Here is a 12,956-nt window from a genome sequence, read left to right on the forward strand (position 1 = left end):
CACCGTCCTCTTCGGCGATCGCCTCCCGGCCTGCGGCCGATGCGACGCGGCCGCACCGTTTCTCCAACTCGTACGGACCGAGGGACCGCGGAATGTCAGTGTCTGCACCGCCCAGCCAGCACCGATCGGCGACGGCGCCGCGCACCTCGCCGGCCGTACCCGTGGCCGTGCTGGTGGTGAGCGCCGTGGCGGCCGGTGCGGCGGTCGCCCTGGCGCCGTCCGCGGCCGGCACCTGGGCGCCGGTCGTGGCGGTGACCGCCTGGGTCTGCCTGGCCGTCGCCGTCCTCGTCGGCCACCGGCTCGTCCTGCGCGCCCGGCGCACGGCGGCGGAGCAGGAAGCCGAGGCCGTACGGCTGCGGGGACAGGTGGCCCAGACCTCGGCCGAGGCCGCGCACCTCGTCAACGTGACGATGCCCGCGCTGGTCAAGCGGCTGCGGGACGGCGCCGGCGCCGGTGAGTCGCTGAGCGGGGTGCAGCCCCCGGCCGATCCCCAACTGCGCCGGCTCGCCGACACCTTCGCCTCCGCCGTCGAGGAGGGCATGCAGCACGTCACGCGCCTCGACGGCGAGCGGCAGCAGGCCCAGCAGCAGTTGCAGCAGGCGGTCGGCGAACTGGAGCAGCTCACCCGGGAGACGCTGCCCGCGGCGGTCGCCCGGCTGCGCGAGGGCCAGTCCGCCGGCACCGTGCTCGCCGACCTCGATCTGCCCCGGCTGCCCGTCGTACGCGCACCCGCCGAGGAGTTCGTCCGGGAACTCGCCCACAGCGAGCGGCGCGCCGCCGCGGCACAGGCCGCCTCCACCAAGGCGCTCAGCCGCGTCCAGGCCAAGGCCCTCGGCATGCTCGCCGACCTGCGGGAAATGCAGGAACGATACGGCGAGGAGGCCTTCGGCGACCTGCTGAAGCTCGACCACAGCACCTCGCAGCTCGGCCTGATGACCGACCGGCTGGCACTGCTCATGGGCGGCCGGGCCAGCCGCGCGTGGAACAAGCCGATCGTGATGGAGTCCATCCTGCGCGGCGCCGTCGGCCGGATCGCCGCCTACCAGCGGGTGCGGCTGCACTGCTCCACCGGCGCCGCCATCTCCGGCTTCGCGGCCGAGGGCGTGATGCACCTGCTCGCCGAACTCATGGACAACGCGGCGAACTTCTCGCCGCCCATCGACGAGGTGCACGTCTACGTCGAGGAGCGCAGCGCCGGGATCGTCGTCACCATCGAGGACAGCGGTCTGAAGATGGCCGACGCGGCGATGCGGCACGCCGAGGAGGCCGTCAGCGGCCGTATCACCGACATCGCCTCACTCCAGGGCACCCGGCTCGGCCTCGCCGTGGTCGGACGGCTCGCCGTGAAGTACGGCATGAGCGTCAACTACCGCCCCTCGTCCCGCGGCGGCACCGGCGTCGTCGTCCTGCTGCCCCCGCAACTCCTCGCCCAGCAGCGCGATCCCGGGCCGCACGAGGCCGCCCGCCGCTCGGCCCCCGCCGCGGCCCCCACACCCGGGCCGGCCCCCACCCCGCCGGGCAGCCCGGCAGCACCGTCCGCACCGGCGCCCGACCCGGCACCGGCGCCCGGTCCGGCGCCGCGCCCCGCGGCCGAGCAGCCCGCCGCCCGGACGGAGCTGCCCGAGCAGGTGCGGCGCCCCACCGGCTCCACCCCGAACGGCCTGCCCGTCCGCTCTCCCGGCCGCACCATGTCCGAGGCGGAGCGCGAGCGCGAACAGCGCCGCTCCGAGCCGGGCCCGCAGGGCGAGCGCCCGGCACGCAATGCCGGCTCGCAGTTCGGCGCCTTCCACCGCGGGCGCCGGTCCGGCGGCACCGGACCGGACACCCCGCCCGAGCCCCCCACCGCTCCGTAGCCCCACGCCACGCTCCGCCCCCCCCGGCGCCCGGGGCCCTGGCGCGCCCTCTTCCCCGCTCGTCGAGTACGTGAGATTGGAGGAACGGGCCGGTGACCGGTCACCCGGGCACCACCGTCCCAACACCCACCATGCAGACCACCGACAACAGCCTCACCTGGCTTCTCCAGAGCCTCCTGGAGCGCACCCCCGGTACCCGGCACGGCCTCGTTCTGTCCCGGGACGGCCTGAAGCTGTGCTGGACCGAGCATCTCTCGCTCGACCAGGCTGACCAGATGGCGGCGATCTGCTCCGGCATCCAGGCCCTCGCGCAGGGCGCCTCCGTGGAGTTCGGCGACGGCACCGGCGGTGTCCGGCACTCCATGACCGAGTTCCACGGCGGTCTGCTGTTCATCGTGGAGGCCGGCGAAGGAGCCCATCTCGCCGTCGTCGCCGAGGAGAACGCCGACCCCGGCGTGGTGGGCCACCAGATGACGGAGATGGTCGAGCAGATCGGTGAGCACCTGCGGGCCGAGCCCCGGAACCCCGCCGGAGGGAGTGCCGCCTCGTGACACGCAAGCCCGTGGACACCGGTGATCCCGACCGGCTCTACACGGTCACGGGCGGGCGGAGCCGCGCCGACGACACCTTCGACCTGGTCACGCTCGTCGTCAGCGAGAGCCAGGCGACGGCGGGAATGCAGTCGGAGCACGTACGGATCCTGGAGATGTGCCGGCACCCCACGGCCGTGGTGGAGATCGCCGCCGAGCTGAAGCTGCCGATCACGGTGGTGCGGATCCTGCTCGGCGACCTGCACGACACGGGCCGCATCACCGCCCGCCACCCGCGCGCCGCGCAGTCCGCCGCGTCGCTCCCCGATACCGCCCTTCTCAAGGAGGTGCTCCATGGGCTCCGCAACCTCTGAACTGTCCTCGCGCCGCACGCCGTTGGCCGACGCGGCGGAGACCGGACTGAAGATCGTCGTCGTGGGCGGATTCGGCGTGGGCAAGACGACCCTGGTCCGCTCCGTCAGCGAGATCCGGCCGCTGAACACCGAGGAGGTGATGACGCAGGCCGGCGTCGGCGTGGACGAGACCAGCGGCGTGGCGGGCAAGACGACCACGACGGTGGCGTTCGACTTCGGGCGGATCAGCCTCAACGAACGCATGGTGCTGTATCTGTTCGGCGCGCCGGGCCAGGAGCGCTTCTGGTTCCTGTGGGACCGGCTGTTCTCCGGGACGCTGGGCGCCGTGGTGCTCGTCGACACCCGGCGGATGGAGGACTCCTGGTACGCCATCGACCGGCTGGAACACCACCGCACCCCGTTCGTCGTGGCCGTCAACAGGTTCGACGACGACGGTGCCCGCCACTCCCTGGACGAGATACGCCAGGCGCTCGCTCTGCCCGAGCACGTACCGATGGTCGACTGCGACGCGCGGGTGAGGCAGTCCGGCAAGGACGTGCTGATCACCCTCGTGGACCACCTCTACGACATGGCCCTGGCCCAGGAGGCGACACCGTGACCGACACCGGTTCCTCTCATCCGCACCCGGCTCCGGCCGGCTGCCCCGTCCACCCGGACGCGATCCGCCTGGCGGGGCTCGAATACCAGCAGACGCCCTCGCAGTTGTACCGGGCGCTGCGCCGGGAGCACGGCGCCGTCGCGCCGGTGCTGCTCGACGGGGACATCCCGGCGTGGCTGGTGCTCGGGTACTCCGAGGTCACCTATGTGACCAGCCACGACGAGCTGTTCGCGCGGGATTCCCGGCGCTGGAACCAGTGGGAGAACATCCCCGACGACTGGCCGCTGATGCCGTTCGTCGGATACCAGCCCTCGGTGCTGTTCACCGAGGGCGCCGAGCACCGGCGGCGGGCCGGGGTGATCACCGAGGCGCTGGAGGGCGTCGACCAGTTCGAACTCGCCCGGGACGCCCAGCTGATCGCCGAGGAGCTGATCGCCGCGTTCGCCGGCAGCGGCCAGGCAGAGCTGATGACCAGCTACGCGCACGCCCTGCCGATGCGTGTCGTCGTCCAGATGTGCGGGATGCCGACCTCGGGCGACGACACCCGGCAGCTCGTGGACGATCTGCGGATCTCGCTCGACGCCGCCGAGGGCGACGACCCCGTCGCCGCCTACGCGCGGGTGGGCGAGCGGCTGCGCCAGCTCGTGAAGGACAAGCGGGTCGCGCCCGGCCCGGACGTCACCTCGCGCATGATCCAGCACCCGGCGGGGCTGACGGACGAGGAGATCGTCCAGGACCTGATCTCGGTGATCGCGGCGGCGCAGCAGCCGACCGCGAACTGGATCTGCAACACGCTGCGGCTGCTGCTGACGGACGAGCGGTTCGCCGTGAACGTCTCGGGCGGCCGGCTCAGCGTGGGCGAGGCGCTCAACGAGGTGCTGTGGCTGGACACCCCGACACAGAACTTCATCGGGCGCTGGGCCGTGCGCGACACCCAGCTCGGCGGCCGGCACATCAAGGCCGGCGACTGCGTGGTGATGGGGCTGGCGGCGGCCAACACCGATCCGCAGATCTGGCCGGAGGCGCACGTCGGCGCGGAGAACGCCGCGCACCTGTCGTTCAGCAACGGCGAGCACCGCTGCCCCTATCCGGCCCCGCTGCTGGCGGACGTGATGGCGCGGACGGCGGTCGAAACGCTGCTGGAGCGGCTGCCGGACCTGGTGCTGGCGGTCGAGCCGGAGGAGCTGTCCTGGCGGCCGTCGATCTGGATGCGCGGACTGACGGCGCTGCCGGTGCAGTTCACCCCCGTCGTGCAGTAGGCCGTTCCGTCGTCCGGCAGGCCCTGCCACCCGGGTCGTGCGGCGGGCCGGACCGGCGGGGGAGAGCGGTGGGAGGGCCCGCGGCGAGCCCCGCGGCGAGGGGCCCTCACCCTGCCCTCACCCCGGCCGCGGGGCCGGCCCGCCGGGGGCCTCAGCCGGCGGCGGGTGTGAACCGCACCGGCAGGGTCTGCGGGCCGCGGGTGAAGACGCCCTGTTCGGCCGGGTCGTAGCCGTCGGCCAGGCGCAGGTCCGGCAGGGCGTCGAGGAGTTGGTTCACACCGGTCTCGACCTCGGCCTTGGCGAGCAGCGCACCGACGCAGAAGTGCCGGCCGAGCGCGAACGCGAGGTGGTCGGCGGCGGCGGAGAAGGCCGTGGTGGTGGTCAGATCGTCGCGGAAGATGTCGAAGCGGTCCGGGTCGCGGTAGCGGTTCTCGTCGCGGTTGGCGGCGCCTATCAGGCAGGTGACGGTGGCGCCGGCGGGTATGGTGCCGCCGCTCAGCTCGACCTCGGTGGCGGACTGCCGCATGATCATGTGGACCGGCGGGGTGTGGCGCAGCGTCTCCGCGAAGGCCAGCGGGATCAGTCCGCGGTCCTCCTTGACGGCGGCGAACTGCTCGGGGTGCAGCAGCAGATTGGCGAAGATGCTGGCGATCGCCTTGTCGGTGGTCTCCCCGCCGGCGGCGAGCAGCAGGCTGCAGAACGCCTTGATGTCCTCGTCGCTCATGCGCACACCGTCGACCTCGGCCGCGCACAGCGTGGACAGCAGATCGTCGCCCAGGTTGTCCCGGCGCTCGCGGATGATCGGCAGCATGTACTCGGCGAACTCGACGCGGGTGCGCTGCCCGGCCGCGGTCACCTCCGGGTCGCCCGTCAGATTGCCGAGGAAGGCGATGACGGCGGTGTACCAGCGGTGGAAGCGCGCGTGGTCGGCCTTGTCGAGGCCCAGCATGTCCGCGATGACGTTGACGGGGAAGCGGGTGGCGTAGTCGGTGACCAGGTCGGCGGAGCCGGTGTGCCGGAAGGCGTCGATCAGCTCCCGCGAGTTGCGCTCGATGACGGGCAGGAACTTCTCCTGCAACTCGCTGCCGCGGAACGCGGGGGCGACGAGGGCGCGCCGCACGGCGTGTTCCCGGCCGCTCATCTGGAGGATCGTCCTGCCGTGCACCGGCTCGATCTGCCAGTCGTAGTTGTCCGTGGTGAACTGGCCGCCCTTGTCCTTGAAGACGCGCTCGACGTCCTCGTACCGCGAGATGATCCAACTCCCGGTGGCCTCGTGCCAGATGAGGGGCGCGCTCTCCCTCATCACGCGGTACGCCGGATAGGGGTCAGCGGCGAACTCGGGCGAGAGGATGTCGGGCACCTGCTGCGCGGTGGACATGGGGCTCCCTGAAGTCGGTGACCGGTGTTTCCGCACCAGGTTATTGATCATTTGACGGCCGGGACAGACCCGGTGCGGACCCGATCGGCCGGGCCGAAGGGCCCGTTCGCGGCCCGCCCGGGACGTCGGCGGCCGTGCGGCGGGCAGTGGCACTGCCCCCGGCTCTGCACCGGAGGGCCTTCCCGCCCGCGACGGTCCGTGGCAGTGTCGCCGCCGTCCACCCGGCTCGCGAGCGTGGGGAGAAGCGGTGCCACGTGCCCACCACGATCACCGCCGGGACGGGGCGCCGTCCCGGCAGGCCGCGGGGCCACGGCCGGACCGGCGAGGCGGCGGCACCGCGGCCGGGGCCGGCACACCGGCCGGTCCGGGGCCGCTGTCGCCGCAGGCGGTCCAGGCCCTGCAACGTGCGATCGGCAATGCCGCCGTGACCCGGATGCTCACCGTCCGGCGTGCCGGCGACGAGGACGGGCCCGGCCCGGGCGTGCCCGGCGTGCTGCGCCGGCCCGGTACCCCGCTGGACGGGCCGCTGCGCGCGGAGATGGAGGCGCGCCTGGGCGCGGACTTCTCCACGGTGCGGCTGCACACCGGCCCGGCCGCGCAGCGGTCGGCCGCCGCGCTGGACGCCCGCGCCTACACCTCCGGGGAGCACATCGTGCTCGGCCGGGGCGGTGGTGACCGGCACACGCTCGCACACGAGTTGACGCATGTGATCCAGCAGCGGTCCGGCCCGGTGGCGGGTACCGACAACGGGGCCGGGCTGTCGGTGAGCGATCCCTCGGACGCCTTCGAGCGCGCCGCCGAGGAGTCGGCCACGAGGGCGCTGCGCGGACCCCTGCCGGGCGAGGGCGCCGGTCCGGCGGCTGTCCCGGGTGCCGCGGGGCGGCCGGGCCCCGGCGGTCCGGCGGGGCAGCGGCCGGTGCAGCGGGCCCGGATCGTGGACATCGATTCCGGACGGCAGCTGGACGCCAAGCAGATACACCAGATCATGGACTGGCTGAGCACGACGGAGCTGACCGTTCCCGTGCAGATTCCCACCGGGGAGAGCAGGCTCACGCGGCGCCAGGCCGCCCACCAGGGCCGGGCGACCGACCCGCGGCTGGACGCCGCGCGGGGCGTGGCCGCGATCAAGTGGCACGAGCTGATCCGCGGCGAGCCGATGCGCCTGTCCTACGGCCCCCGCGATGTGTACGTGCGGCCGGACAGCGGCGGCGTTCTCGGCGCGGCGGTGGGGGAACTGGTCCCGTTGCAGGACGACCCGGTGGTCGGCGCCGACCGCACCCTGGGCCCGTTCGTCGACGCGCTGATGGACTGGCTCGTGCGGCGGCGGAGCAGCAGCAGCGGCGGCCGTCTGAACGTCGATGTCAGGGCCGCGCGGTCGGACGAGGGCACCGGGGCACACGTCGAGATGGCCGGACGTCCCGGCTGGGACACCGCGGCCGGCCAGATCGTCACCACCAACACCGAGGACCGCCGGCACATCATCGCGTGGCACACCATGCGCGACGCGTTCCAGAACATCTTCAACCGTGCCCTGGCCCCGGGGGAGCACCCCGAGGACCGGCTGCGTGAGCTGATCCGGGTGCTGGAGGAGGAGAGCACCTGGACCGAACTCGACAGGGAGCAGGCGCAGGTGGCGGCGGCCGACTCCGACGGTGACGTCGAGATGGCGGAGGCGTCGCAGCCAGCGCAGCCAGCGGAGTCAGCGGAGTCAGCGAGTGTCCGCGGCGGCAGTCCCATGAGCGGCGTTCTCACCGGAGACGGTCCTGGGCCTTCGGCGTCCGGCGGCACGACCTCCGCCGAACTGCGGACGCGTCTGTGCCAGGTCATCGACCGGGTGATGAGGCTGCTGTCGAACAATCCGTTCAACCTGTGGGCCGGTGAGAGCGTCGCCAACCAGTCGATCAACCGGGTGCGCCAGCAACTCGCGGCCAGACTCGCCGAGTACACCGATGACGGCGAACTGCTCGACCGGGTCCGCGACCGGGCCCGCGACGGGGCCGGTCGCGCCAACGAGGACCAGAGGGTCTGGACGGAGGTCCGGGACACCCTGAATGGCGTGGTGGCGACCGACGCCCGCACGTTCATCCAGTCCATCGTCGACTCGTTCGACATCGACATTCCGGTGACCGGTCAGGACGCGACGTCCACCACCTACCGCGCGCTGGCCGACCAGGCCGCCGTGACCGGGAACATCCTGGCCACCGGCCTGGCCCAGGAGGTGCTGCGGATGGCCGACGGCGATCTGCCCGCCGACTTCGACACGCTCATCGAGCAGATGCGCGGCTGGCTGCGCCGGTTCCTGCGCCCGGAGAGCCTGGAGACCTCCACCGACCATCGACGCCGTACGGTCGGCGCACGGCCGCGCCCCGGGGCGGGCTGACCGGCGCCGGCTGTACGCGGACCAGGCGCGCCCCCGCCCGAGCGGTCAGCCCCGGTGCGGGCGGTGTGGGCGGTACGGCTCCAGGGCCGGTTGCGGGTCTCCGGTGAGCAGTTCGGCGGCGACCAGTTCCGCCAGCCCGGCGGCCAGTGTGACGCCGCTGTGGGTGACGACGACGTACGGCCCCCGTCCGGCGCCGGGTGGATCCAGCGGGCCGACGACCGGCAGCCCGTCCAGCGGCAACGGCCGTACGCACACCCGGCGTTCGAGGACCCGCGCGTGGGCGAGGCCGGGTACGAGCGCGCGGGCACGGTCGAGCAGCGTGCCGGCCCAGTGGTCGAGGACGTCCGGCGGGGTGTGCAGGTCGACGTGGACGTCACCGGCCTCCAGGTGGACGGTGCCGGCCGCCTCGTCGTGCGGGCGCAGATGGACGTCGGGGGTGTGCACGACACGGGTGAGCGGTGTCCGCGCCGGGCCCACCCGGACGACCAGCCCCGGCGCCGCCGAGCCGGCGGCCACCGGGTCCACGAGCGGCACCGGCGCCCCGGCGAACGCGGTGACGCCGGGCGTCCAGCGGCCCGCGCAGCACACCACCGCGTCCGCGTGCAGCGCGCCGCCGTCCGCGGTGCGCACCGTCCAACTGCCCTCCGGGGGACCGGAGTCGGCGCGTGCGGTGTGCTCCAGTCCGACGACGTGTCCGGCGACGCCCGTGCGGACCTCGCCGCCGGCGTGCGTCACCCGCTCCAGCAGGCCGGTCACCAGGGGCTCGGTGCGCACATAGCCCTCCTCCGGGTACCAGGCGACCTCCCGCACGTCCGCCGGCAGCCGCAGGGCGGGTTCGAGGGCGGCGACGCGCGAGGCCGGGACGAGTTCGGCCGGGTAGCCCCAGTCGCGCAGCCGCCGCACCCGCGCGGCCGGGCCCTCGCGCGCGGTGTCGTCCCGGTCGCCGGCCGCCGGGGACGACCAGCGCATGTTGCCGACCGGGCGGTACCAGTCGCGTCCGTCGGCCGCCCGGGCGAGCCGGGCCCAGGCGCGCAGCGAGCCGGTGCGCAGCTCGTGGTAGCGGCGGTCGGTGACCCCGTTGGAGTTGAGCCAGGCCAGGCTCCAGCGGGAGGTGCCGTGCGCGGGCGCCTCCCGGTCCAGCACGGTGACGTGCGGGAGCGGGCCGGAGGCCGCCGCGGGGTCGGTCAGCCGGTGGGCGAGCGCGGCGCCGAGCACTCCGGCGCCGATGACGACGATGCGGGCGGGGGACGGCATGCGGGCTCCTCCTCGGCGGACGGCGTCCCGGCGGGCGCCGGTGGTCAGGCGGACGGGGTGCGGGCGGTGCCGGGTGCGGGGCCGGTGGACTCGCGGGTGATCAACCTGCCCCGCAGCACGATGCGTTCACCGGCGGCGGCGCCGGAGCCCGCGCCCTGCGCGCTCTCCTGACCGGCGTGGCGCTCCCGTTCGGCCATCCGCTCCAGCAGCCGGCGGCCGGCGGCCGTGCCCAGCTCGCGCCGGGGCTGCCGTACGACGGTGAGCCGGGGGCGGACCAGCGTCGTCCAGTCCTGGTCGTCGAAGCCGACGAGCGAGATGTCGCCGGGGCAGGAGCGCCCGCTGTCCTGGAGGGCGGCGACGGCTCCGGAGGAGAGCACGTTGTCGGTGCAGAACAGCGCGGTCACCTCCGGGTTGCGGCGCAGCAGCCGGCGCACCGACCGCTCGGCGGCGTGCCGGTCGTAGGGGGAGTGGACGACCAGCTCCGGGTCGGGTTCGATCCCGGCGCGGCGAAGCGCTGCGAGGTGGCCCACGAGCCGGGCGGCGCTGGGGCGTTCGTCGTCGCCGTCCTTGACGCGGGCGTCGCGCAGCCGGTCGAGGTCGCGTGCGGCCTCGCTGACGACGGCGATACGGCGGTGGCCCAGACGCGTCAGATGGCCGACGGCGCTGCGGGCGCACGCGGTGTTGTTGATGGTGACCTGGTCGACGTGCGGGAGGGCGGCGAGCGGGCGGTCGAGCAGCACGGTGGGCAGGCCCGCCTCCGCCATGGGCCGCAGCCGCTCGGCGGTGCCGGGCCCCTGTGGTGCCAGCACGAGCCCGTCGACGCGCTTCTCCCACATGATCTGGAGCGCGCGCTGCTCGGCGGCCGGATCGGAGTCGGTGTTGGCGAGGAGTATCTCGTAGCCGGCGGCGCGGACGACGTCGGTCAGCGCGCGGACGGCGCTGGCGAAGAAGGAGTTGCCGACGTCGGTGACGACGACGCCGACCGTCTGCGTGGAGCCGTGGATGAGGCTGCGGGCCAGGCCGTTGGGCCGGTAGCCGAGGCGCTGTGCGGCCTCCTCGACCTTGGCGCGGGAGGCGGCGCCGGCGTGGCCGTAGCCGCCGAGGACGCGGCCCGCCGTCGCGGTGGAGACCCCTGCGGCCCGGGCGACCTCGACGATGCTGGGCGGTCCGCCCCGTCGCTCCTTGTGCTGCACCCCGCGCCTCTCCTGTTCCCGTCCGGTGTCGGGCCGTTGCCTGGCGTGTTCCTCAGCGAGGGGACGCCCGCGACCTCTTGACGCCAGTCTAACCGCGTTGAGAAGGTTCTCAGCGTCCGACTGAGAACCTTCTCAGTCGCGCCGCTCACCGCGTCGCAAGGAGAGAACGACCCCCATGGCCTCGCCCGTCACCGTCGCCCCCGCACCGCCGGCCGCCGACCTCACCCCGACCCTGGAACACACCGTCGCCCAGGCCGGCGCCGCCCGCGCCCTCGCCGCCCGCCTCGTCGAACGCGGCCTGCGCACCGTCTACTTCGTCGGCTGCGGCGGCTCCTACTACTCGACCTTCCCCGCCCAGGACCTCATGGAGCGGCACTCCCACGGGCCCGCCGCGTACCGCATGACGGCCGGCGAGATGATCCACCGCGGGCTGGCCGGGCTGGACGAGAGCGCCCTCGTCGTCGCCTCCTCGCACTCCGGTGCCACCCCCGAGACGCTGGAGGCCGTCCGCCTCGCGAAGAAGGCCGGGGCCACGGTGGCCGGTATCGCGCGCTGCGCCGACGGGCGTACCTCGCCGCTCGCCGAGGAGGCCGACGCGCTGTTCGACTACCCCAGCGAGGTCACCGTCACCGAGCCGAAGGCCATCCACTTCACCCAGCTCGCGCTCGCCGTGCTGGAGGCCGCCGGCGCGCTGCCCGACCCCGAGGGCGCCTGGCGGGCCGTCGCCGCCGTGCCCGAGGCGCTGACCGCGGCCAAGCACGAGGTCGCACCGCTCGGCGAGCGGGTCGGCGCCCAGTGGCGGGACGCACGGCTGGTCTACGTCCTGGGAGCCGGGCCCAACTTCGGCGCCGCCAACGCGCTGGCCGCCTGCTATCTCCAGGAGATGAACTGGCTGCACGCCTCCGCCGTGAACGCCGGTGACTTCTTCCACGGCCCCTTCGAGATCGTCGGCCAGCACCCCGTCCTCGTCCTCAACGGCGAGGACGAGACCCGCGCGATGGGCGAGCGCGCCGTGGCCTTCGCCGAGCGGTACTACGACACCTGGTCCGTCCTCGACTCCAAGGACTTCACCCTGCCCGGCGTCCCCGCGGCCCAGCGTGGCCTGATCAGCCCGCTGGCCGTGGCGAGCGCCGCCCGCAGGCTGCTGGACTTCTGCGCCGCCGAGCGCGGGCACAACCCCGCGCAGCGCCGCTACATGTACCGGGTGGACTACTGATGGGCGCACCCGAGCCGCCCGGCGCACCCGCGCGGGTGCTGGGCATCGGCGACAACGTCGTCGACCGGTACCCGGACCTCGGCGTGATGTACCCCGGCGGCAACGCCGTCAACGTGGCCGTGTACGCCCGCAGGGCCGGGGCCGCCTCCGGCTACTGGGGCGTGACCGGCGACGACCCGGCCGGCGCCGTGGTACGCGGCGCCCTGGCCGCCGAAGGCGTCGACACCCGCCGGGTGCGCACCGCGCCCGGGCCCAACGCCTGGGCCGAGGTCGGACTCGTCGGCGGGGACCGCGTCTTCAAGGGATCCGACGACGGGGTGTCCGAATTCGCCCTGGACGAGGACGAGTTGGCGCAGCTGTCCGCCTGGGACGTGGCGCACACCGCCTACAGCGGCTCCCTCGTCGACCAGGTGCCGCGGCTGGCCGCCCGCACCCGCGTCTCCTTCGACTTCTCGCACCACTGGCGCGAGCCCTGGGCGGCCGGGCTGTACCCGCATCTGTTCCTCGCGGCCTTCTCCGCCTCCCAGCTGGATCAGGACGCGGCGGCCGGGCTGCTGGAGGACGCGGTGCGCCGCGGCACCCGCTGGGCGCTCGCCACCCGGGGCGGCGCGGGCGCCCTGCTGACGGACGGCGTCTCGTGGTGGCGGCAGCCGGCCGCCCCCGCGCGGACCGTCGACACGCTCGGCGCCGGTGACGCCTTCACCGGCACACTGCTGGCCGCCCTCGCGGCGGGCGGCGACCCCGGCCCGGCGCTCGCGCGGGCGGCGCGGGCGGCGGCGCTGGCCTGCACGGCACACGGCGGGTTCGGACACGGCGCACCGCTGGCCGCCCAGGGGCCCGGCGCCCCCGAGGTCGCGCGGGCAGCGGCAGGAGAAGGGCCGTCCGCACGGCGGCCGCACGGCAAGGACAGGTAGGAACGGC

General features: G+C 74.3%; 11 protein-coding genes. 8 read left to right on the plus strand and 3 right to left on the minus strand.

What is annotated here, in order from left to right; translation table 11 throughout:
* Nucleotides 1–92: 92 nt before the first annotated feature.
* The 5 genes from SCA03_RS24950 (at nt 93) to SCA03_RS24970 (ending at nt 4,614) form a co-directional block, all read left to right on the plus strand.
* The gene (locus SCA03_RS24950) at nt 93–1,853 is read left to right on the plus strand and encodes a sensor histidine kinase (RefSeq protein WP_141275665.1); all 1,761 of its coding nucleotides are present in this window, start codon (nt 93–95) and stop codon (nt 1,851–1,853) included.
* A gap of 131 nt (nt 1,854–1,984) precedes the next feature.
* The gene (locus SCA03_RS24955) at nt 1,985–2,404 is read left to right on the plus strand and encodes a roadblock/LC7 domain-containing protein (protein WP_170298029.1); all 420 of its coding nucleotides are present in this window, start codon (nt 1,985–1,987) and stop codon (nt 2,402–2,404) included.
* Nucleotides 2,401–2,757 (plus strand): DUF742 domain-containing protein, encoded by a 357-nt coding sequence (locus SCA03_RS24960; RefSeq protein WP_030885894.1) that lies wholly within the window; start codon nt 2,401–2,403, stop codon nt 2,755–2,757. Before SCA03_RS24955 ends, SCA03_RS24960 begins: the two co-directional genes overlap by 4 nt.
* Nucleotides 2,738–3,355: a GTP-binding protein gene (locus SCA03_RS24965; protein ID WP_030885892.1), complete on the plus strand. Its 618-nt coding sequence runs from the start codon at nt 2,738–2,740 to the stop codon at nt 3,353–3,355. The genes SCA03_RS24960 and SCA03_RS24965 overlap by 20 nt, the downstream gene beginning before the upstream one ends.
* Nucleotides 3,352–4,614, plus strand: coding sequence for a cytochrome P450 (locus tag SCA03_RS24970; RefSeq protein WP_086815186.1), 1,263 nt, complete (start codon nt 3,352–3,354; stop codon nt 4,612–4,614). The genes SCA03_RS24965 and SCA03_RS24970 overlap by 4 nt, the downstream gene beginning before the upstream one ends.
* A 151-nt stretch (nt 4,615–4,765) precedes the next feature.
* Here SCA03_RS24970 and SCA03_RS24975 read toward each other — a convergent pair whose 3' ends face one another.
* A complete protein-coding gene (locus SCA03_RS24975; RefSeq protein ID WP_030885888.1) occupies nt 4,766–5,992 on the minus strand; it encodes a cytochrome P450 in 1,227 nt (408 codons plus the stop codon).
* 433 nt (nt 5,993–6,425) lie between these two features.
* On the opposite strand from SCA03_RS24975, the gene SCA03_RS37335 reads away from it, so the two are divergent.
* Nucleotides 6,426–8,372, plus strand: coding sequence for an eCIS core domain-containing protein (locus SCA03_RS37335; protein ID WP_086816796.1), 1,947 nt, complete (start codon nt 6,426–6,428; stop codon nt 8,370–8,372).
* Between the two features lie 45 nt (nt 8,373–8,417).
* Here SCA03_RS37335 and SCA03_RS24985 read toward each other — a convergent pair whose 3' ends face one another.
* Both SCA03_RS24985 and SCA03_RS24990 read right to left on the minus strand, forming a co-directional pair.
* Nucleotides 8,418–9,626, minus strand: a complete 1,209-nt coding sequence (locus SCA03_RS24985) for an NAD(P)/FAD-dependent oxidoreductase (RefSeq protein ID WP_086816794.1) — start codon at nt 9,624–9,626, stop codon at nt 8,418–8,420.
* 44 nt (nt 9,627–9,670) lie between these two features.
* Complete coding sequence (locus SCA03_RS24990; protein ID WP_086816792.1) at nt 9,671–10,819, minus strand: LacI family DNA-binding transcriptional regulator; 1,149 nt, start codon at nt 10,817–10,819, stop codon at nt 9,671–9,673.
* A 175-nt stretch (nt 10,820–10,994) separates the two neighbouring features.
* Between SCA03_RS24990 and SCA03_RS24995 the strand changes: the two genes are divergently transcribed.
* Together SCA03_RS24995 and SCA03_RS25000 are read left to right on the plus strand one after the other, a co-directional pair.
* Nucleotides 10,995–12,035, plus strand: a complete 1,041-nt coding sequence (locus tag SCA03_RS24995) for an SIS domain-containing protein (protein ID WP_030885881.1) — start codon at nt 10,995–10,997, stop codon at nt 12,033–12,035.
* On the plus strand, nt 12,035–12,949 hold the full coding sequence (locus SCA03_RS25000; RefSeq protein WP_086816790.1) for a PfkB family carbohydrate kinase: 915 nt from the start codon (nt 12,035–12,037) through the stop codon (nt 12,947–12,949). Before SCA03_RS24995 ends, SCA03_RS25000 begins: the two co-directional genes overlap by 1 nt.
* The last annotated feature ends 7 nt before the right edge of the window (nt 12,950–12,956 follow it).

Source organism: Streptomyces cacaoi (genome assembly GCF_006539165.1).
GTDB lineage: Bacteria > Actinomycetota > Actinomycetes > Streptomycetales > Streptomycetaceae > Streptomyces > Streptomyces cacaoi.

Bases quoted from the DNA above. Each gene is read 5' to 3' on its own strand.
- SCA03_RS24995 (WP_030885881.1), top strand. From the start codon at position 10,995: ATGGCCTCGCCCGTCACCGTCGCCCCCGCACCGCCGGCCGCCGACCTC.
- SCA03_RS25000 (WP_086816790.1), top strand. From the start codon at position 12,035: ATGGGCGCACCCGAGCCGCCCGGCGCACCCGCGCGGGTGCTGGGCATC.
- SCA03_RS24975 (WP_030885888.1), bottom strand. From the start codon at position 5,992: ATGTCCACCGCGCAGCAGGTGCCCGACATCCTCTCGCCCGAGTTCGCC.
- SCA03_RS24985 (WP_086816794.1), bottom strand. From the start codon at position 9,626: ATGCCGTCCCCCGCCCGCATCGTCGTCATCGGCGCCGGAGTGCTCGGC.
- SCA03_RS24955 (WP_170298029.1), top strand. From the start codon at position 1,985: ATGCAGACCACCGACAACAGCCTCACCTGGCTTCTCCAGAGCCTCCTG.
- SCA03_RS37335 (WP_086816796.1), top strand. From the start codon at position 6,426: ATGCTCACCGTCCGGCGTGCCGGCGACGAGGACGGGCCCGGCCCGGGC.
- SCA03_RS24950 (WP_141275665.1), top strand. From the start codon at position 93: ATGTCAGTGTCTGCACCGCCCAGCCAGCACCGATCGGCGACGGCGCCG.
- SCA03_RS24965 (WP_030885892.1), top strand. From the start codon at position 2,738: ATGGGCTCCGCAACCTCTGAACTGTCCTCGCGCCGCACGCCGTTGGCC.